We start from the raw sequence: 21,124 nt of genomic DNA, 5'->3' as shown, positions 1-21,124 counted from the left end.
TATAACGAGGGTGCGTTGCGAGTCGCCTTATTTTCGTATAAAGCTTAAAACTTTACACAAGATTCTAGCTGTGATTTTATCAACAACCATCTAACACGCAGCGAATATTAATATCTTTATTCACCATGGTAGAAAAAAAGCTATTTCTTGAAGCTGGTTATTTGGAGAAATCAAAGATTTTTTATGAATTAAAAAACAATTTTATAAAATGGAAAGAGCATTTGGGAAGCTGTAAGGAAATATCATTGGAGGATTCCCAAGCATTAATTAAGCTTTACGGGGTGACAATTCCGAGAATTCTCATTCCCTACCAACAACTTTCATTTCGACTTTATAGAGCTCGTATACTAAATAAACATAGTGTAGAAGACATAACCGATCCAAAAACGTTTTCTTATCCACCGAAGGAACATACAAAGGTATTTCAGCGTGCCAACGCCCCCGGATTTCCTGTCTTCTATGGTGCTCTTGACGGTAAAACTGCTTTTGAGGAATTGAGATTCAATGGGAATGAACCTGTTAAAAAGGGTGATACTGTATTTCTCTCTGAATGGAGTATAAAGCCTGATTCAATATACAGTCTGTGCTACCTAACAAATCCAGAAATCAGTGAAGAAGAGCAGCTTTTTAGTCCCATTACTAAAAATATATTTAGTCAAATGCCAAGAATATTTAGTGGACAGGAGCCAGTATTCTCTATGACGCAACAATTTTTATATAAAGAGGCGTCAAAATTATTCTTAACAGGTAAACATATCCAAAGCGGCATTATTGCACATGAAATTCTTTATAACACACCTGAAGTAAATGGTATTACTATAGGCGGACTTGTTTATCCGAGTTGCTCAAATAATTATCGCTCGGTAAATTGTGCTCTGCATCCTGATTTTGTGGACAAACACTTGGAGCTTGAAACTGTTCGGAAATTATCTTTTGAATCATTTAGAGATGAAGGGGCTCAGTCGACACTACATTATTTCAGCAATATAATCGACAATAAAATTGTATGGCAGACCTTTGTTTCTGAACTTATGATAAACGACCATAGCGTCGAGATCGGACTAGAAGAAGAATGGAGTAACGAAGAAGTTATAGCAAGCAAATTATCAATCCATGGCGAAGATGTTGATTTGCATAAATATTGCTGGGATATCGTAAATAAAATTAATCTTAATGATGTTAAAATCCCCTTTGAAAAAGCCGAAATTTTCAAAAAGGAGAAAGGCTATTATTGCATTTACGATTTGAAGTTTGATCCGGGAATTGCTTGGCTAACTAATAATGACAAAATTAACCCTGCTACGTTATTGAGAATTAAAACCCCTGTTAAAGCATATGTAGAAAAAGCTGACTTAAAAGCAGTTCTAAGCTAACGTAAAATTTATTTAAAATACCCTATAATTAGGCAATACCGGAACTATATTGATTATGAGTATGCTTTGTGTTATCCCCTACCGCTCGTACAACTCCAGTGGCAAGCCATCGGGATCTGTGAAGAAGGTAAAGCGCTTGTTGGTGAACTCATCTACACGAATGGGCTCTACTTCTACCCCTTGTTCTGTAAGGTGAAATACGGCCTCGTCAAGGGCATCTACCTCGAAGGCTAAATGGCGCAAACCGGCCGCTTCGGGGCGCGATGGGCGGGGCGCAGGCTCTGGAAATGAAAAAAGCTCAATCTGGTAGCGGTCGCCCACTTCCAGATCAAGCTTGTATGATTGTCTTGCTTCGCGATATACCTCGCGTACTATTTTTAAACCCAGTACTTCGCTGTAAAAATGTTTCGACTTTTCATAGTCGGAACAAATGATGGCGATGTGGTGTACCCGGTTCAGTTTCAGCATTATTCGCCTAAAATAGAGTGTAGTACATTGCTGTGTACCATTTTCACATCGGTAACGTGACCAAACAGTTCACCATCAACATTCAGGAAACCATTGTTTACAGTACCTAGCAAGGTAAATTCAGTTTCGCTGGTAGCCATAAACTCAATAAAACGTTCCTGCTCCTCTGGTGCTACAGTTACAACTATCCTGCCCTGTGCCTCACCAAAAAGGAAGGCATCCTTGCGGATAGCAGCATCTGTTTCGATATCAAAGCCCAGTCCGTTTGGCATGGCCGACTCTAACAGGTTAATGTATAAACCACCATCGGCAACATCATGTGCAGATACCAACACACGGTGTTTAATGAGTTCTTTAATGGTTTGTTGTGTATCGTATTCTTTGTCAATATCAAAATACGGGGCCTGGCAAGCTGTAATTTTATGCCATGAAGCCAAGTACTGCGATGACGCGATATCATTTACCGATTCACCTATCAGGTAAATCAGGTCGCCGGGTTGTTTAAAATCAGCGGTCATGATGTTCTCGGTATCTTCCATTACACCCAACATACCAATAGTTGGCGTAGGGAAAACCGAACCACCATCTGCCGACTGGTTATAGAAACTCACGTTACCACCGGTAACCGGGGTTTCAAACTTGCGGCAGGCATCGCCCATACCTTTAATGGCGCTTACAAACTGCCAGTAAACTTCGGGATTGTAAGGGTTACCAAAGTTTAGGCAATTGGTGATAGCCACAGGCTCGCCACCGGCGCAGGTAATATTACGCGCAGCTTCGGCAACCGCAATGGCTGTACCTTTATAAGGATCGGCGTATACGTAACGGGAGTTGCAATCTGTAGTTAATACAATGGCCTTGTTGGTATCCTTAACGGCTACAACGGCTGCATCGCAGGCCAGGTTAGCTGTCATGGTTTGTACACCTACCATACTATCATACTGATCAGTCACCCAACGTTTTGATGCTAAGTTAGGGTGTGCAGAAAGATGCTCAGCAACCTCCACCAAATTGGCAGGTTCGGCAACATCATCCATATTAAATTTCTGATTTTCGGCAAAGTAAGCAGGCTCGCGGTATTCGCGTTCGTAAACCGGGGCACCACCACCTAACACTAAATCATCGGCAGGTACATCGGCTACTTTTTCGCCATGCATGTAGTATTCTAAACGCTGGGTATCGGTAACCTCGCCAATAATGGCACAGTTGAGATCCCATTTATCAAATACGGCCTCAACTTCTTTTTCACGTCCTTTATGTACTACGATAAGCATACGCTCCTGGGATTCAGAAAGCAGGATTTCGTAAGGTTTCATGTTGGCCTGGCGGGTTGGCACCAAATCCAGGTCGATACGCATACCGTGCTCGCCTTTGGCACTCATTTCTGAGTTTGAGCAGATGATACCGGCGGCGCCCATATCCTGCATACCTACCACGGCACCGGTCTTTATAACTTCTAATGTAGCCTCTAACAACAGTTTCTCCTGGAAAGGGTCGCCCACCTGTACGGCGGGAAGATCATTCACAGAATCTTTGCTGATATCTTTAGACGCGAAAGCCGCGCCATGGATACCATCTTTACCGGTTGCCGAACCTACTATATAAACAGGGTTACCCACGCCGTATGATGTTGCCGAAACGGTTTCGCCCGCCTTAACAATACCTGCCGACATGGCGTTTACCAAAGGATTTACATTATAGCAATCGTCAAAAAACAACTCGCCGGCTACGGTTGGGATGCCAAAAGCATTACCGTAATGGCTGATGCCTTTTACCACGCCTTTAACCAGCCACTGGGTTTTTTCCAGTTTAAGATCGCCAAAGCGCAGGGAGTTTAGCTGGGCTATGGGCCTTGCACCCATAGTAAATATATCGCGGTTAATACCGCCCACACCTGTGGCTGCTCCCTGGTAAGGTTCAAGCGCCGATGGGTGGTTATGTGATTCTATCTTAAAGGCGCAGCCAATGCCATCGCCCAAATCAACCAGTCCGGCGTTTTCTTCACCTGCCTTAGCCAGCATGCGGTCGCTGTCTTTAGGTAAGGTTTTTAGCCAGGTGATGGAGTTTTTGTATGAGCAGTGTTCGCTCCACATTACCGCGAAGATGGATAACTCGGTAAAGTTGGGCACTCGCCCTAATATCTCTATAATACGTTCAAATTCTTCGGGTAGTAAGCCTAAATCTTTGGCGGTTTCAACGGTGGTTAATTCCTGGTGCTCCAATTTAATATTGTTTTATTTGAAAGGATGCGCAAAATTAGGAAAAAAGCTGGAAAGACGAAAGGATAGCGGTAAAAGGTGACAGGTTTGTTGCGGGGGTGAGGTGTGGGTGGCGGGTAATTTAAATTTGTTTGCCCGGTTACTGTTATTATCAATACCGTATTCAACAAACTACCTGATAAATCATTATACGTTTTAATTTTAATAATGCTTATCTTTATAATATGACTACGATGACAATACAAGTTCCTGATGCGCTGGAAAAAGAGCATGATGAAACCGTACGTTTAATTGCGGCCAAACTGTATGAGGCTGGCAAACTATCATTAAACCAGGCTGCCGAAATGTGCGGAATGAAAAAATGGGATTTTGCTGAAATTCTGATCAATTTTGGTGTAAACTACCTTGACCCCAGTGTTGAGGCCGACCTTGATCATGCCTGAAAACACTATTGTTATTACCGATACCAGTTGTTTTATCATTTTAGATAAAATTGATGCATTGTATTTACTCCCTCAATTATTTGCACATGTTATCACAACTCCCGAAATAGCGAAAGAATATGGCAAAACCTTACCAGATTGGGTAACCATTAAGCTTGTTCAGAATAATTTGCTGCAAAGCGAATTTAATGATCTTATTGATCCAGGCGAAGCCAGCGCCATAGCTTTAGCTGCCGAGATAAAATGCGATTACCTACTCACAGATGACAGGGCCGCCAGGAAATTTGCCGAACAAAGAGGAGTAGCCGTTAAAGGTTCGGCAGGGGTGTTGCTTTACGCAAAACAGCAGCGTGTAATTCCTTTACTGCGACCTTACCTGCAACTTATTCAGCAAACTAACTTTCGCATATCTCCATCTTTGGTAGATAGACTGATTAAGGAAGCCGGAGAAGAATAGGTTATAGTTTTTTGTGGTTTCTTAACTTCTCTATGTTAACGAAGCAACCGTGACTTGTATGACTAAGAAAACAACAAGTCCCCTATCACTCAATGCCCAAAGCACAACACTTGAGCCAAAAAGTGTGGGTGGTATTCAACAAACTACTTTCGCATATTTTGAATTAATCAGAGCGTATCCCTGCGGGCCGGGCTTTATGCTCATACTGTACAGGGCATTATCCGTTAGCTAACGGACGGTATCCCCGCCAATCCCTTACGCAAAATTTGTTTGAACTCGAATTTTTTCAKAATTTTTTGTTTTCAATGGAGTTCAAACGACTCGGCCATTCCCGGAATTAAAGTATAAACAGAATGAAAGTTCAATAAACCTTAGGATTTTGTTTAACCACATCAGCGGTTAAACAAAATCCTGGTACTTGATACTGTTCTGTTTTCCAGTGCTATATCTTCTCCAATATCAATACTACCTTATTAAAATCAGACGATGCGTTGATAATTTTCCTAAACGGATCAAATATAGTGATGGGGTATAGGGGTTTGCGGTATTGCTCCATAATGTGGATGGTGAGCTGGTTTCCTTTCAGTTCATAGTCAGATACAAAACCCATGGTTAGCTCGCCATCTTCCTTGTAGGTCTGGTCAATTTTCAGATCATTAAGATTTCTGATCTTGTAGCCGGCCGGTATGGTAACTTCCAGTTTACGTTCTTCAACGTGGCCAAAACCCATATCAACAGGTAACTGGCGGGGTTTATCCTGGTACATCTCTACCTGCGGACCGATTGCCATACCTATTTTCAACAAAAGTTTATTGCCCGCACTCTCTAAAAACGCGCCCGATTTTGCTTTGATATGTAAAATCAAAGGCAGGTTGGCGGTCTGGCTTTCAAAAGGCTGGTTTAACACTTCTGATGAGAGGATGGTTTCGGAACTGAAATAGTTTTTGGTGAGGTCTTTAAAAAGCTGGCGTTTTTGTTCGTCGTTGGAGTAGTTAAAGGCATCCCGATAGTTTGTTGCTGCATAACCACCAAAAATTTGTTTGGCATCGGTTATTAACGAATCCAGATCTTTGGAGAAGGTTATGGTAGCCTCCATGCTCTGCATAGATTTGGTATAATCCTCGAGCGGCACCATCTTGATATCCGCTATCGCTGTCGAAAAATTGCCCAGCATGGTATGCTTACAATACAAACCATAAGTTGCCCCCCAATCTGATGGAATCCAGGGATAACGAAAATCAGCCCTGGTTGGTGCCAGGAATTTACCTTCGGCCGGGAAATAAAATATAGGATTATCACAATTATTCCAGTTTTCAAAAGTTTTATCAATCAGGTATTTGCTGCGTTCGGCGGTTAACACAAACTGGTAGTTTACACCCAGGCTTTGATAAAACAAGCTGTATAAACGCACAATACCTACCATACCGGCATTTTTGTTGCGCAGTATGGTTTCTACCCGGTTTTCATTTTCGCCCCTGGCGTCTTCGTGGTATGAGTAATTCTTTTTAATATAATTTTCAACCGCTGTTATTTTGGCTACCTCGTCAGTAGGGGCGGCCAGGTTATTTTTTTTGATAACATCAGCAACGGCCGCAGCTTCCTTGTCCGAATAATCGGTATAAACGCCGTAAATGCGTTTGGCCAGCAGATTCCAGGTATACAGGCGCTCGCTTTTGTTTACCGATAGGTTATAAGCCAGCTTAAATTCCAACCTTTTCAGGCCAGAATAATAGTTTGAATATTTTTCCTTCTCTACGCCGGGGGTTTCGGTAAAACTGCATTCGCTTATCGCTTTTTCGTTCAAAATAGTGTCTTTACTTACCACGTCGGTGTTATAAGGCTTTACCTCAAACTTTAACCTTTTTGGCGCAAACAACTGAAACTGGCTAAGCAATATGGGAGAGTTACCCTGCACTACCTCACGGCCAAAAAACGTAGCAGGCCTTTTAAAGGTATAATAGTATTCCACCTCGCAACCTTTTTCCAGGCCATCCATCGCGAAAATCTTGTAAATCTGGTCGTCCTTTTCTTTTACTTCTTTAATATCATTCTTGTTAAGCTCCACTATTTTACCACCTGGCGAAATACTGCGTGCTTTAATATCTACAATATCAGCCTTATCGCTTATGCCCAGGTAAATTTTGTTATAGCCTTCAATCCCCCTGTCATCATTAATATGGACGATCTTGTGCACAGTATAATATTCGGCTAAAGCATCTTTTCCTTCGTCGGTAAATTCTACCCGATGTTTATCCAGTACAATTACGTCAGATTCTTTGCTGTATTTACCGGCAATTTTATGAATGGCAGGTTTATCTGACCAGGTTTCTTTTTCTATTCCCGGCGTTTGAGCGTGTGCGTAATGGCTTGCTAACAATACAGTGAGCAAGCTGCAGGTTTGTTTTATTATAGACTTCATTTTTTGGCAAGGCTTAAGGTTTCTTTATATAAAGGGTACAGGTTTTCGAGCACTTTATTCCATTGGTCAAAACCATCGGCGGCAAGCATTAGGTTATCGTTATCAAACTCCTGAGTCATGATCACATAGTTACCTTTTTGCTCGTACTTAACATCAAAGCCCCAAACTTTATTGTGGTAGGCTTTACTTGGCGGCAGGTAAGATACCTTGTACCCATCGGGCACTTTAAACAGGGTAACGTATTTTTTTTCGAAGTTAAAATTCTGCTCAACAGGCACTTTGCGTTTGGGGTAATCTATCTGCTCGTTTTGGAAAAATTTAAACAGGTTGATGTTCACGTAATAATCATCGCCCAGTTTTTTGCCATAATCGGGCAGGGTAAAATTGGCGTACATGGATAGCTCGCCTGCGCTTTGTTTTTTATCTACATAAAAAGTATCCAGCTTAAACTTGTTCGATCCCCGTTCAAATTCGTCTTTCATGTACTCATCCATTTTGTTGCGGTTCCAGTACATGAGCTTACCGTGCATCTCCATGGCAAAGTAGCCTTTTACATCGCGTTTAATATGACCTTTAATACCGTTGGCGCCCATTTCCAGCCAGGTACTATCTACCAGCATGTTTTTGTTTTTCTCAACAATGGGTACGTTTAAAACCTTGTACTCGTTTTCGCCAATGGCTATCATCGCCTCCTTTTCCTGAATGCCTGATGATGGCATGCCGAAAACACAGGTTGGGTCGGTACCATCTAAAAACACATATTTCTCGCCCAGTTTAATAGTACATATCATGTGGTTGCTCACCAACGGCAACGGTGTTTGTGTAAATTTATAGGGTAAATCGCGTGTGCCTATCCAGGTAAAATAAGCTTTTACGCCGGCCGCGTTCAACATTTCGGTAAGGATGCTGGCCATATCTTTACAATCACCAAATCTACGGGTGCACACCAGTTGGGCATCCCGGGGAATAAAGCCGCCCATACCATCCTCAAAAGCCACGTATTTGATATTGCCCTGTACCCAGGAGTAAATGCTGCGGGCCTTTGCCTCTTCGGTATGCAAACCGTTGGTTAACGAATCTACAATATGTTTAACAGCAGGTGTAACTTCGGTATTTACATTTTTAAGGTAGCTGTAGTTCAGGTGGTACAAGTCATCTATATTAGATAAGTAGGGCACGGTATTGCCCTTATCATCCTTGTAGCTATCCAGGTAAAAAACCACGTGCGGCGAGTACCAGGCAAAACCAGGTGCATTATGGTATGATTTATCGGCCGGGCAGTTTTTGTATTGGAAACTATAAATTTTATTATGGCCTTTACTTTCGATGTTAACCTTGATGTTGCTGGTATCCTGGCCTATAAACCGGTATTTAAGAGAGATATCTTTTGATACCGTAATTTTAAGCTCGCTGTTGATAACCGGCATATAGGCGGTGAAGTAAAAGGGCGATAACAGGTGCGGGTCCTTATTATCCCAGGCCACCTTTAAATTGCCTATGGCGCCCGGCTCCACAGCCGGGAAATGGAAGCTGGTTTCTTTTACATCATCGTAAAAAACAAAGCCGGCTTTATCATCGTTGGTGGTAAAATCGCTCACTTTAAGCTTTTTACCATCTGGCGCCTGGGTAAATGCATCGTATGATACCAGCTTATGGAAATCGCTATGCGAAAACCCGTAACCGCCCATATACGCTGTAGCGCTGCCCAGCAGATATTCTATCTGTTGCAGTTCCCTGCTTTCCACATGTGGCACACCGTTTTTAAGATTGATATTGTATTCAAAAACGCGATTTAAAAGCACCGCCTTTTCATCAGGAAACTGTTTGCGTAAAGTTTCAAAGTCTTGTGCTTTTGCTGTGCTTACCCATGCGCAAAAGCAGGTAAATAAAGCGCCAAATAATAAACGTGATTTATTCATTATTTAACAGAGATAAGTTTATCATAGTAATACCACGTAGTTTTAACCAGCTTTCCGTTTTCATCAAAATATTTTGTAGGTCCATGATATTCCCCGTTGTCAAAGGTCATTTCTTTCTTCAGGTTGCCGTTGGCATAGTACTCTTTACAAACCCCGTCCGGATTATCCATAATATAATTATATACAGATTTTAGCTTCCCGTTGGGATAATAGTCTTTTGTTATCCCGTAGGCCAGTCCATATGCCGGGGTATCTTCCGACCGGATTTGTCCGTTGCTGTAGTAAATCACATCGTGGCCGTTTTTACCCCCATCGCTGTAGCTGCACTCTCTTGATGGTTTTCCGTTCGGGAAGAAGGATTTTAATGTACCATTGTTATATGCTATAACAGCAGGCGGGGTTAGTTTACCATCCGTTGCCAGGAATGAGTAAGAAACCGCGTAATCATCATCAAATGTGGTTTGGTAGGCCAAGGTGCCGTCCGGATCATATTTTTTGGCTGGGCCATCAAGCACACCGGCTTTATATAGGCCAATGTAATCCTTAGCGCCGTTTTCAAAGTAATAAGTTCTTTCGCCGCTAAGCTCGTCGTTCACATAATTGCTGCTACTGCTTAGCTTGCCATCTTCATCATAAAACTTCCAGAAGCCGGTTTTACTACCATGATCAAACACGCCCTCAGAGTTTTTTTTGCCACCGAAACGGTAACTTACATAAGCGCTATCTATATAACCCCGTTTATACACAAAGCTACTTTCCAGGCTGCCATCAAAATAATAAGTTTTACACGGGCCGTCAAGCTCGCCGTTTACATAACTACCCTCTGTCATCGGCTTGCCGTTGGCGTAAATCAGCTTATATTTTCCGGTAGCTTTCGGGAAGGTATCTACCAGCATAACCTTTTCGGTGCTATCATACTGGGTTAGTTTTTCCAGCCAGCCCAGGTGATATTTTTCTTCCAGGCTTTTTTTACCATTAGGGCTATAGGTTTCTTTAAAACCATCCAGATCATTGTTTAAATAGTACGACCGGTTGGTAAGCCTGCCCTTCTCGTCATAAAAAAGCCAAACGCCCTGGTGGTCGCCGGCCTGCAGCCACCCTTCCGATTCCATCATACCGTTGGCATGATAGCTTACCGAGTAACCATTGCTTTCATCGTCGGTCACCGGTATTTCGGCTTTCTTTTTGCCGCTTGTGTAAAAGCTCAGCGATGTGCCGTTGAGCTTATCGTTTTTATATTCATCAATCTGGCTCACCCTGCCCGATGGATAAAACAAGGTATCCGGCCCATCCAACTGACCCGCGGCGTTAAAATGTCTGTGCCTTTTTTTAATACCATCAATGCTGTAGGTAACCAAATCGGCCAGGGCTGTTTTAGCTTCGGCATGGTAAACCTGTTTGCCGGCAAGGTCATTATATTCGGCCATTACAACAACACCGTTGGCAAACACCTGTTTACTCCATACCTTGCCATCTTCGCGGTAATAAACCACCTCGCCGTTTATCTTGCCTTTTTTAGTATTATAGGTAACCGATACCTGCCCGTTTTCATAATACTCGGTATGCGGGCCTTCCTCGTTGTTATTTATATAATTGCGCTTTTCTTTGATCTTGCCCGATTCATAGTAAAATTTCCACTCCCCTTCGGCATTAGCATTCACAAACTGGCCATCGGTTGATATGCCCAGCGTTTCGAACGATGATTTGTAAGGCCCTACGGCTTTACCGGCGCTAAAGTGCGATGTGCTTTTTATTTTACCGTTTTTAAAATATTCGGTAGCTATACCGTTAAGCTCATCGTTGCTGTAATTATCTACCTCCTGCAAGCTGCCGTTGGCGTAGTATTTGCGTTCTATCCCGTCTTTTTTGCCCTGCTTGTAGGTAGCCGTAAACTTAAGGGTACCGTTGTAATTGTATGTACTGCTCACTCCTTCCAGGTTGCCGTTTACATAGTTTTCCACCGAACTTGGGTTACCATTCTCAAAATAATATTCCTGTTTACCCATCAGCTTGCCAGCCACAAAATTCTCTTTAGCCTTTAACGCGCCCGAATAAAAATAGTACGTCCAGGTGCCAATCCGCTGGCCGGCATCATTATAGGTTCCGATGTTTTTTTTATTTCCGGCACCATAAATTGACAACCACGGGCCTATCACAATTTTACCATCAGCAGATAGCTTGCCCTTGCCAATCAGCTTGCCATCTTCGTAATAATACTTTTGGGTAACGGTATCGCGGTTGGCAAAATTCAATTGGCGGGTTGAGCGGAGCTGGTTAAAATAATATGCCGCTTCGTCAACAAACTTGTCCAGTTCCTTTTTATGCTTTTTGCTGTAATCCTTTACAACAGGCAGGTTCACGTTGCTGAATGCATGAAAAATAAACAACTCCAGTTTATTCTGGCTAAAAACCTGCTTGTAATAGGGCAGGTAATATTGCATCCAAAAATCCTTACTATCCTTTTGGTACTCCAGCTTTTCAAATACCGCCTGTATCTGGCGCGATATCGGGTCGTCAATAGATACCAGGGGTTTGTATGATTTATCGAGCGCTATTTTTGATAGCACAATTTCCTCTACCTCGGCATAAGGATCGTCGGCAGTGCCCACTTTATTCTTTTTAAGCTCCAGGATCTCATCGGAACCTTTAGATATTTTATCCAGGATGCCTATCGACCGCGACCAATACCTGCCCTCGGGGTTAACCAGCAGGTAGCCAATAAGGCTCAGCATAGCCGGCATAATTTTACCCTGCTGCAAAGCCACAAAACCCAGCTGGAAATGCGCGCTGTACATATAAGGGTTTACCAGCAAGGTTTTTTGAAACATCGCCTCGGCATCGGCATAGCGATTCATGCCCATATAGGTTATCCCTTTGTTAAAGTACAATAACGAGTACGATGGGTATTTGGCTATAGCCTGGTCAAAAATCTTAACCGCTTTTTCAGGTTGATGCAAATCATTTAAAGCGTTGCCATACGTATTATACAATTCAGGCTCATACTCCCGCTGCGTAGTAAGCGAAAGTCCTTCCTGGCAATATTTTATAGCTTGTGTGTATTGGCTGTCGGCCGAGCAATTGATTGCCTTTTCGTAAACCGACCATACGTAATTGGTATCGCTACGGTTAACTTTGGTAAGCACTTGAAGAGCATCCTTAAACCTGGCAGAATCGTAAAGGGTAATAGATTGTTTAATTATTTCGCCCGAATTGACGAGTTCAATTTTTTGTGCAGAAGAAGTTTTGGATAATACAACAAACAGCAAAAACAAATAGTAATAATATTTCATGTGATAAGGTTTCAAGCAGGGCTCTCGGACAGTGAAATTATTACTTTTTTTGAAACAAACTAAAGTTTTTTGAAACAAATATTCCTTTTGCGTAAAAAAAGAAAGTCACAAGTCCGCCATCTCTTAATGTCCACAACACAAGACTTGCGCCAAGGAAGATCTCGTTTTCCGAAAAGCTCTTTTGCCGCCGATAAGTTATCTTTTCAATACACAAGCTGTATACTGGCATGGTAAAAACATCGACCAGAGGCTGAACAGGTACAGTTACTTGTACCACCGATGCGCAACGCAAGTTGTTGAAATGTAATATATTTACGAAAAAATCACACGATAGAAAAATTTATAAAATAACCTAAATCAAAATGGAAAAAATGATATGGATAATAATTGCTGCTTTACTATCAGGATTTGCAAAATTATTTTTTGATGCATTTTTCCCTGACAAGGAAAAAAACAAGGCATTTATCATAAAAGCATTTAATATCCTACTGTCTTTTCTATTGCCAATAGGATACTTGGCGAACCTATTTTTAGAGGATTCCCTGATTGATAAATCTTTTATATTTAAAGTTCTATTAATGTCTCTTATCCTAATTTCAAATATCCTAGTGGAGTTATTTACACTCTATAATAGAAGAAATAGAAAAGAACTAATAGAAGCAATAGTGGTCACAGTTAACCAGTTGACCAGCCTACATGCTAAACACGTTGATTTAACTACAACAAGTGTAGACGCAAATATTCATATTAGAGATAAGACAATGGATTTGATATCTGACATTTCTAAAAGAGTAACAGCATTAGAGAGAAAAAGGCACTGATAAAATGACAAAGAGAGGTTGTCTTAAAATACTTCCATTTCTCCGCCTCGCTCCTGCTGCCACAAGCATCCGTTCGCCGCAAGCGTCCCCGGCTTCTGGCCCGAATGCTAAGTATACGATTTTGTGTGCCAGAGGTAGGCTACCTAAGGTTCCGTACCTCTGGCACGGAGCTTCATTTTTTGTTTTTTTGCTACAAAGCTATTCCCCCGCTGGGGGAGAAACTCATTAATTTAATAGCATTGGAGAATTCCCGAAGGGGACGAAAGTTTAAGACGAGTAGTTTTCTTTTCAAAAACCAACATCACCCTTTATCAATCTCGCTAACCCGTATGGAAAGAATCCCAAATGCAAAAGTGAGCGACACAAAAACCAGTTGGTATATTAATAAAAACAGCAGCATGCTATAATTTAACATGGCCGAGGATGATGACTGGATAACTGTATGCACATCATCACGGCCCCATTCCTTAATTAAATTGGCTTTACTGCCCATTTCCTGCAGCCCTTGTTGAAGTTCGCCCTGGGGCCACACCGGGAAAAATAGGGGCTTTGAGTCTTTATACCCAACAACATATTGGTTAAAAAGAAACAGGTAAAGAAACAGGGTGACCCCAAAGGTTACTATAGAAACAATAGCCAACCGATTGATTGTTTTTATGGGAAGGGATTTGAAAAAGCCGGAGTTGAACCTCAATATTAATAGCGTAAATACCCCAAAAGACTCTATTATGCCGCAAAACAGGTATTTTGAACTATCGGGCGGTACCCCTATGTTACTTAAAAGCACACCCAAACCCGGAATAGTTGCAAATACTCCTGAGCCGGTTTTTAAAATGGCTTTCCATTTATTCATTTTGAAAATCCGCGGTTACTTTTTGAGTTGGCTCTGTATCCATAGGCCTGGTATAATGGGTACGGATCAAAAATTTATTACCCAATTTAAATACCACTGTATAAACTGTTTCATCAATAGTTACAGAAGTATTTGTTTGATCGCTATCAACCATATAATCGCTTAAAGATTCGATATGTTCTTTCCACGGAGTGTTTTCAAATTTGCTTTTCCAAATTCTATGCGGTACTAAATATACACTGGCCCTTTGCGGCTGCGACTGAAGCATTAGTTTTATCCTCATGTTAATACCGCCATATTTAACAACCTGCATCTCGCGGCCCCACCAAACAGCCCAACAGGTGAGCATTTTATGCTGATCATAAATTTTCCTGGGGATACGAACCTTAATTAAAAAGCCGACGGAATCCTTATCGATCACCCTAGCTAAATCATGATACCAGTTTATTTCGGGGGTATTATAAGTGAGGGCAAAGCCTTGAAGCGTACCTGCGCCTTTTATTTTCGAAGTTGGGTTTACGTGTAAAAAGGCTGTTATAACGGAGTCTGTTTTAAGTGTGGTATCAGGGTTATTAACCCAGGTATTATAAATTGAATCCAGTTGGCTGGCATAAAACCGAAGGCTATCAGTTTGCGAAAAGCCCTTTAAGCTATATGCCAGCATAAAGACCAAAAGAATAGCAGCTCTTTTTAAAACACATTGAAAAGTCATACTAATAGGCTTAAGAGGGCAGACTGTTTAATATTTCAACTATTTATAATCCATTGAATATTAATCTAATATAAATCATAAAAAGGATACTTGCAACCCTTTTTTTACCCTGTTGCCAGCAGCCGCGTGCCGCCCGTTTCGCCAAAATATAAAGGCATAAAAAAAGCCCTCTCCCAAAAGGAGAAGGCTTCATGAATGGTTATAATAGAGTATTAAACTATTTTTACATTTACGGCATTAGGGCCTTTACGACCTTCTTCTACGTCAAAACTAACTGAATTGCTTTCGCGAATGTTGTCAATTAAACCTGAAGAGTGTACGAAAATTTCGCTTCCACCATTATCTGGGGTGATAAATCCGAAACCTTTTTCGTCATTAAAAAATTTTACTGTTCCTTGTTGCATTATATTGTATTTAATAAGCTGCAAAGGTAAACATAATTTATGACATTTTTACTATTGGTAAATTTATTTAAGTTTTTGTTAAATTAATCCACAAAGGTCATTAGGAAACAAACCTATATTTAATCTTTGTGACCATGACCGTGCCCATTACCATGTCCCTGGTCGTCATCATCGCCATGCTTGTCTTTTTTATATTTTTGCTTGTCCCAGCCTTTGTGCTTACCATTATCCCAATGATCGCGATATTTATCATCACGGCTATCGCGGATAACAACCTGGTCGCGGCGGCCTCGGTAAGCTGCATACCGGGTACGGTAAACATCATTTCTTACCCATGGGTTGCGTTCATTTATAACAACTTTATAGCCGTGGTAAAGGTCGTAATTACCATACCTGGCCGGCAATACGGTTGTTCTGGTCCATGAATTACTTTGATAATAAATGTATTGATGTGTGGGTACAGAATAGTATACGTCAATATCAGGCATGTAATAATAATCGGCATGATCATAGCCAACAGGGCCCCACTCGGGCTGGCTGCCAATATTAACACCCAGGCTAACACTAATCTGCGCTTCAGCAGCTTTAAAACTAAGACAGCCTAATAAAATGGCTGCGGTGAAAATTAATTTTTTCATATAAGGTGAATTTATAGTTATGACATGATGCAGGTTAAATGGTTTGATGTCCACTTAACTTATTTTGAATAAAAATCGGCAGCGGGTTGTATTTGTCAAATAAAAAAAGTCGTTCAGTTGAAATATACCGGCAATATTTTATTCAACTAAACGACCTTTAATTCTTTGTATTATAGCAATATTACTGTGCTATAGTAACTACACCAACATCTTTAACAGCACCATTTGTAATTACTACGTTATTAATGCTTTTAACTAAAAATGGGTTTAACGGTACAAAGTCAATTTTATAAGTTCCGGATGCTAAACCCGGGAAATAGAATTTGCCCGTAGCATCTGTAACTGTACCAACGGTATCTGTACCTTTAATGGCGTAAACCATCGGGCTGGAGGCTGCCGGAATAACTACCCCTACCATGGCACCAGATACTTCCTGGGGTATAGCGCGGATTACTGGTTTTAAAATATATTTTCCGTTGCCGGTAGTTACAATTGACTTCGCAGCATCAAAATCAAGCAACAGCGTATAGGCAATACCTGCTTTAAGGTCATCCTGTACTTTAAGCTTTACGCCTGATGTTTGCCCGCTCGGGGTTTTAAGATCATACGAAACACCATTTACAACTACCCTGTTTCCGCTATCATTTAAAACAAGGCGAACTTCCTGCAACCTGCCCGCAGGTACATCCTGTGCGGCCAGCAACGTATCTTTACCTAACCTAAAGTTCAATATGTTAATTGGTTTGCCATTTACTGCTAAATGACTTTCGACACCTGCGGATAAAACAACTATTTCTTTAACATTTAATATAACGGCATCATAGGCACCGGGGGCATCGGTCATTTTAACACTCATATGTGTTTTTGAACCAGCATTATCACCACCTTTTTTACAGGCCGTAAAAGCCAAACTTGCCATGGCAAATCCCAATAAAAGTTTTCTTTTCATTTTTTAGTATAGTTTTTATAATCAGACAAATACACTGAATATCAATGCATTTGCAAACGGATTAAATTTTAATATTGTTAAACAAATCAACTTGTTCTGAAATAACAACAAAGGTTATTGTTAAGGCAACACGGTTGAAATAGCGATATTGCTAACTGCGCCATTGCTTTGTGCTGATTGATTACCATCAATGAAGATTTTACCACCAACCGGGCTACCATCACTACTAATTACAGTTAATTTAAGCACCAAACCATGTTTGCTTGATGGGAAACTAATAGTCCAGCTTGCATCTTCATTATTCTGAGATTGAACATTTCCATTCTGATCGGTGTAGGTAACGTTCGATTTACTTGAACCCTGGATAGTATATTTTACCGTATGGGTGCTATTGGCATCTTTTTTACAGGAAAAAGTAAAAACTGAAACCAACGCGAGGACGGAAAAAAGCAGTATTTTTTTCATGAGCTTAATAATTTTACATTCTTTTATAACATTATTGTTACAGGCGCCAGCTTACAAATGCGATGCCAGCGCTTAATATTATGTTAACCTACTCATATGCAATCCAATAACACGAGCGCTCAATTGGGTCTAAATCTCCTATTATGTATTTTATTTAGGTCATTTTGATTGATAAGCACCATTAATTTAGGGATTGAGGAATGTTTTACTTTTTAGCTTTACCCCTCCCTCCTTTTTTCCAGCTTATTATATTTTTGCATCAATGAAAACAATCAGCATAACCAGGACCACCAGTGATAACCCCGATTTCCGCAACCTTACCCGCGAACTGGATGCCGACCTGCGCGACCGCAACGGCGATATCATGAATCTGTACGATCAGCATAATGTAATAGATCAAATAGATACGGTGGTACTTGCTTATTTAAATGATGCTCCGGCTGGCTGCGGATGCTTTAAAGGATTTGATGCCGATGCGGTGGAAATTAAAAGAATGTTTGTACGCCATAACGCGCGAGGAAACGGCATAAGTACCATGATACTAAAAGAACTGGAAACCTGGGCATTTGAATTAGGTTATCAATACACTGTATTGGAAACCGCCAGTAAACAACTGGAGGCACATGGCTTGTACCGAAAATCGGGCTACGTACAAACCTCCAATTACGGCGTGTATGTTGGTTTGCCCGATAGCCTTTGTTTCAGAAAGGTTTTGTAGAGATTGATATTTTTAAAATAGGCATATGGAAGTTCAGCCTTTGAATGATAACGATGTAAACCTGCTTGGTGACTTGCAACCGAGTGGCTGGCCCAATATTATACCAAGCTTCCGCTTTTACACCGCTTCGTCTTTTTGCTTCCCTATAAAAATAATTATCGACGGTAAAATTGCCGGCATAGGCGCAACAATCATTCACCATGAAATAGCGTGGCTGGGCCATATAATTGTCCATCCGGAATACAGGGGTAAAGGAATTGGCGGCTATATTACCCAAACCCTGGTTGATATAGCCAAACAACATCATTGCGAAACAATTAATTTAATTGCAACCGACCTTGGAGCCCCCGTTTATGCAAAAGCCGGCTTTATCACAGAAACCGAATACCTTTTTTTCAAAGACATTCATATCACATCAGCACTTTCGCCTCACGTTATACCCTATAAAGAAGAATTCAGGGAACAAATTGCATACATTGCCTACTTAACCTCACAGGAAAACAGGATGTTTTTCTTTGAGGAACACCTTACCCGCGGATTGGTGTATTGCAGCAATAATATGGTTGAAGGTTTTTATCTACCTACCCTGGGTGAAGGCTTAATCATCGCCAATAACCCGGATGCAGGAATTGAACTACTGAAAGTACATCTTAATGCCAACGATAAAGTTGCTTTCCCTAAAGATAATTTATGCGCTGCTACATTTTTGTATGAAAGAGGATTTAAAGAAATCCGTACCGCCAAACGAATGATATTGGGTAAACCAAGGAACGTAATACTCTCCAATATCTATAACAGAATAGCAGGAAATATTGGTTAAGTGCAATAAAAAGCCCCCGCATAACGGAGGCTACAACCACACCACTTATTCACCACCATCTCACACGCCCCCCGCAACCCGAAACCCGATCCTAATTATCGACTAACTGAAAATTCATCGGTATTACATACTTAACCCGTACCGGGCGCCCGTTTTGAATACCGGGTTTCCACGCTTTGGCCAGCTTTAACACCCGTGTAGCCTCCTCATCAAATCCGTAACCCGCGCCGCGCTCAACAATTATGTTGGATAAATGACCATCCTTTTCTATTACAAAACTTAAAAATACCCTACCCGAGATACCCTGCTCCTGTGCAACGGCGGGGTACCTGAGGTTCTTTTGCAAAAACTTACTCCAAGCTGCGGCACCACCTACAGGCTCGGGCATAGCTTCAAGTCCTTCGCCACCGGCGTCGTAAATATGTTCATCTATTTTAACGGCATCTCCGCCCCCACCTGTTCCTGTTTCAGGTTTAATAACATTATCACCACCGGCAAGTCCTTTAGCATCTTGCGGACCAATAGCATCTTTTATATCCGCAATAACCGGTGGCTGCTCAACCGGCTCGTACGACACAATCACCGGAGTAACAAACCCGGTTGCAGGTACAGGAGGAGACACCTTTGCAGGTTCAACATGCTTAATAACCTCGGGTTTTTTAATCTCCGGATCTATAATTTTAGATACAGGCGGCAGAATTCGAAACTCAGGACCTATATAAACCGTGTTTGCAGGCTTAGGTTTAAAAATAACGCTCGCCGCTATTAAAACAGCAAGCCCGGCAAAGGTTAAGCCCATGGCTTTGCTCATTGTACGGCTATAATGCTGCCTTAGTTCGTAAGCGCCGTATGCTTTGTTACGATGGTCAAACACAAGGTCGAGCCACTCGGCATTGTACAAATTAAATTTCGAAATACTCATCTCAAACAAATTAAGTTTCTTTTAAATCAAATGTACAGAATAATATTTTACATAATTAATATTTTTGAAATTTTATTTTGATTTACAATTATTTACTGCCCATTAATTTGGCAAACAAAAAAAGCCCCCGTATAATACGGAGGCTACAACCACACTACTTATCTACCATCATCACACACGAGCCTCGCAACCCGAAACCCGATCCTAATTATTATCAGCCAACTGAAAATTCATTGGTATTACATATTTAACGCGTACTGCCTGCCCGTTTTGCATACCGGGTTTCCAGGCCTTGGCCAGTTTTAAAACTCGTGAAGCTTCCTCATCAAATCCAAAACCTGCACCACGCTCAACCTTTATATTTGATAGCTGACCATCTTTTTCGATAACAAAACTCATATATACCTTGCCCGATACACCCTGCTCCTGCGCCACTACAGGAAATCTCAGGTTTTTTTGCAAAAATTTGCTCCAGGCAGCTGCGCCCCCCACCGGCTCGGGCATTACTTCAACCCCATTAATGTCATGTACAGTATTATCAACCACGGGGCCGCTCCCGGTACCAACCGGTCCTTTATCTGCAATTACATTTCCCGGCTTATCGTCTCCTTTGCTTTCTACACTTCCAATAGTACTTGCCTGTAACTCTGCAGTGGTATGCGGCTGAACAACAGGATCATTGGCAACTATTACCGGCGGTGGGCTTGCCAGGGTTTTGATATGTTCAACAGGCTTTGGAGCATCTTCTGCTTTAGCCTGTTTTGGTTTTTCAATTAATTTTTCCTGCTTAAACGTTTTCATATCCAATATCGGCACATCGCGTATAACCAGTATCTCTCCTGGTTTGGGTTTAAAAACAATGCTGGCAATTACTAAAACAGCAAGCCCCGCAAAGGTTATCCCCATGGCTTTCGTCATGGTACGCCCATAGTGCTGCCTTAATTCATAAGCACCGTATTCTTTGTTACGACTGTCAAATACAACGTCGAGCCACTCGGCTTTGTACAAATCAAATTTTGTGATAAGCATAGTTTTAAGAATTAAATTTTATCTATAACGAATATACATACTTTATATTTTACAAAACATAAAATTATCGCACTTATTTAAAAAATAAATTTCATCAAAATTTCATCTTCAAAAATATGCTTACCGCTTAATCGTTCCTTCGCGACGGACTTAAAAAAGGTTTAGAGAAGCCAATGTGTTTAACAACAAAAAAGCCCCGCATTAT

Annotated in this window: 20 protein-coding genes; 7 read left to right on the top strand and 13 right to left on the bottom strand. The window is 41.3% G+C overall.

Annotation, left to right across the window (positions count from 1 at the left end):
- Nucleotides 1-125 precede the first annotated feature (125 nt).
- Nucleotides 126-1,373: a hypothetical protein gene (locus AC1DYB_RS13955; protein WP_477435755.1), complete on the top strand. Its 1,248-nt coding sequence runs from the start codon at nt 126-128 to the stop codon at nt 1,371-1,373.
- 78 nt (nt 1,374-1,451) lie between these two features.
- Here AC1DYB_RS13955 and gloA2 read toward each other — a convergent pair whose 3' ends face one another.
- Together gloA2 and purL are read right to left on the bottom strand one after the other, a co-directional pair.
- Nucleotides 1,452-1,841 carry an SMU1112c/YaeR family gloxylase I-like metalloprotein gene (gloA2, locus tag AC1DYB_RS13950; RefSeq protein ID WP_477435753.1) on the bottom strand — a complete coding sequence of 130 codons (390 nt, stop codon included), beginning with the start codon at nt 1,839-1,841 and terminating at the stop codon, nt 1,452-1,454.
- A complete protein-coding gene (gene purL / locus AC1DYB_RS13945) occupies nt 1,841-4,063 on the bottom strand; it encodes a phosphoribosylformylglycinamidine synthase subunit PurL (RefSeq protein WP_477435751.1) in 2,223 nt (740 codons plus the stop codon). Before purL ends, gloA2 begins: the two co-directional genes overlap by 1 nt.
- 230 nt (nt 4,064-4,293) lie before the next feature.
- Between purL and AC1DYB_RS13940 the strand changes: the two genes are divergently transcribed.
- Genes AC1DYB_RS13940 through AC1DYB_RS13930 form a run of 3 tightly spaced genes read left to right on the top strand, consistent with a single transcriptional unit; the run spans nt 4,294 to nt 5,192 of the window.
- The gene (locus AC1DYB_RS13940; RefSeq protein ID WP_295719909.1) at nt 4,294-4,503 is read left to right on the top strand and encodes a UPF0175 family protein; all 210 of its coding nucleotides are present in this window, start codon (nt 4,294-4,296) and stop codon (nt 4,501-4,503) included.
- Nucleotides 4,496-4,960, top strand: coding sequence for a PIN domain-containing protein (locus AC1DYB_RS13935; RefSeq protein ID WP_477435749.1), 465 nt, complete (start codon nt 4,496-4,498; stop codon nt 4,958-4,960). Before AC1DYB_RS13940 ends, AC1DYB_RS13935 begins: the two co-directional genes overlap by 8 nt.
- A 58-nt stretch (nt 4,961-5,018) precedes the next feature.
- Entirely contained in the window at nt 5,019-5,192 is a 174-nt protein-coding gene (locus AC1DYB_RS13930; RefSeq protein WP_477435747.1) for a hypothetical protein, read from the top strand.
- Between the two features lie 210 nt (nt 5,193-5,402).
- On the opposite strand, the gene AC1DYB_RS13925 is transcribed toward AC1DYB_RS13930, so the two are convergent.
- Genes AC1DYB_RS13925 through AC1DYB_RS13915 form a run of 3 tightly spaced genes read right to left on the bottom strand, consistent with a single transcriptional unit; the run spans nt 5,403 to nt 12,588 of the window.
- Entirely contained in the window at nt 5,403-7,379 is a 1,977-nt protein-coding gene (locus tag AC1DYB_RS13925; RefSeq protein WP_477435745.1) for a DUF3857 domain-containing protein, read from the bottom strand.
- Nucleotides 7,376-9,298 (bottom strand): DUF3857 domain-containing protein, encoded by a 1,923-nt coding sequence (locus tag AC1DYB_RS13920; protein ID WP_477435743.1) that lies wholly within the window; start codon nt 9,296-9,298, stop codon nt 7,376-7,378. The genes AC1DYB_RS13925 and AC1DYB_RS13920 overlap by 4 nt, the downstream gene beginning before the upstream one ends.
- On the bottom strand, nt 9,298-12,588 hold the full coding sequence (locus AC1DYB_RS13915; protein ID WP_477435741.1) for a hypothetical protein: 3,291 nt from the start codon (nt 12,586-12,588) through the stop codon (nt 9,298-9,300). Before AC1DYB_RS13915 ends, AC1DYB_RS13920 begins: the two co-directional genes overlap by 1 nt.
- 362 nt (nt 12,589-12,950) lie before the next feature.
- Here AC1DYB_RS13915 and AC1DYB_RS13910 point away from each other — a divergent pair, with 362 nt between their 5' ends.
- On the top strand, nt 12,951-13,409 hold the full coding sequence (locus AC1DYB_RS13910) for a hypothetical protein (protein ID WP_477435739.1): 459 nt from the start codon (nt 12,951-12,953) through the stop codon (nt 13,407-13,409).
- Nucleotides 13,410-13,710: 301 nt separating this feature from the next.
- Here the strand turns inward: AC1DYB_RS13910 and AC1DYB_RS13905 are convergent, their stop codons facing one another.
- From AC1DYB_RS13905 to AC1DYB_RS13880, 6 genes are all read right to left on the bottom strand, one after another.
- Entirely contained in the window at nt 13,711-14,262 is a 552-nt protein-coding gene (locus tag AC1DYB_RS13905) for a hypothetical protein (protein WP_295719897.1), read from the bottom strand.
- The gene (locus tag AC1DYB_RS13900) at nt 14,255-14,974 is read right to left on the bottom strand and encodes a hypothetical protein (protein ID WP_477395754.1); all 720 of its coding nucleotides are present in this window, start codon (nt 14,972-14,974) and stop codon (nt 14,255-14,257) included. The genes AC1DYB_RS13905 and AC1DYB_RS13900 overlap by 8 nt, the downstream gene beginning before the upstream one ends.
- A 212-nt stretch (nt 14,975-15,186) precedes the next feature.
- Nucleotides 15,187-15,378 (bottom strand): cold-shock protein, encoded by a 192-nt coding sequence (locus tag AC1DYB_RS13895; protein WP_295719892.1) that lies wholly within the window; start codon nt 15,376-15,378, stop codon nt 15,187-15,189.
- 119 nt (nt 15,379-15,497) lie between these two features.
- Nucleotides 15,498-16,016 (bottom strand): hypothetical protein, encoded by a 519-nt coding sequence (locus AC1DYB_RS13890; RefSeq protein WP_295719888.1) that lies wholly within the window; start codon nt 16,014-16,016, stop codon nt 15,498-15,500.
- 181 nt (nt 16,017-16,197) lie between these two features.
- Entirely contained in the window at nt 16,198-16,965 is a 768-nt protein-coding gene (locus tag AC1DYB_RS13885; protein WP_477435736.1) for a DUF4382 domain-containing protein, read from the bottom strand.
- Between the two features lie 120 nt (nt 16,966-17,085).
- The gene (locus AC1DYB_RS13880) at nt 17,086-17,430 is read right to left on the bottom strand and encodes an MmpS family transport accessory protein (RefSeq protein WP_477435734.1); all 345 of its coding nucleotides are present in this window, start codon (nt 17,428-17,430) and stop codon (nt 17,086-17,088) included.
- Between the two features lie 262 nt (nt 17,431-17,692).
- On the opposite strand from AC1DYB_RS13880, the gene AC1DYB_RS13875 reads away from it, so the two are divergent.
- Entirely contained in the window at nt 17,693-18,148 is a 456-nt protein-coding gene (locus AC1DYB_RS13875) for a GNAT family N-acetyltransferase (RefSeq protein ID WP_295719881.1), read from the top strand.
- A 25-nt stretch (nt 18,149-18,173) separates the two neighbouring features.
- Nucleotides 18,174-18,968 carry a GNAT family N-acetyltransferase gene (locus tag AC1DYB_RS13870; RefSeq protein WP_477435731.1) on the top strand — a complete coding sequence of 265 codons (795 nt, stop codon included), beginning with the start codon at nt 18,174-18,176 and terminating at the stop codon, nt 18,966-18,968.
- A gap of 91 nt (nt 18,969-19,059) precedes the next feature.
- Here AC1DYB_RS13870 and AC1DYB_RS13865 read toward each other — a convergent pair whose 3' ends face one another.
- A complete protein-coding gene (locus AC1DYB_RS13865; protein WP_477435729.1) occupies nt 19,060-19,890 on the bottom strand; it encodes an energy transducer TonB in 831 nt (276 codons plus the stop codon).
- A gap of 204 nt (nt 19,891-20,094) precedes the next feature.
- The gene (locus AC1DYB_RS13860; protein WP_477435727.1) at nt 20,095-20,919 is read right to left on the bottom strand and encodes an energy transducer TonB; all 825 of its coding nucleotides are present in this window, start codon (nt 20,917-20,919) and stop codon (nt 20,095-20,097) included.
- Between the last annotated feature and the right edge of the window lie 205 nt (nt 20,920-21,124).

The organism is Mucilaginibacter sp. P2_A4 (assembly GCF_056405015.1).
Note: the sequence above shows the minus strand (reverse complement) of the source record. Positions and strands in the feature narration are given on the sequence as shown.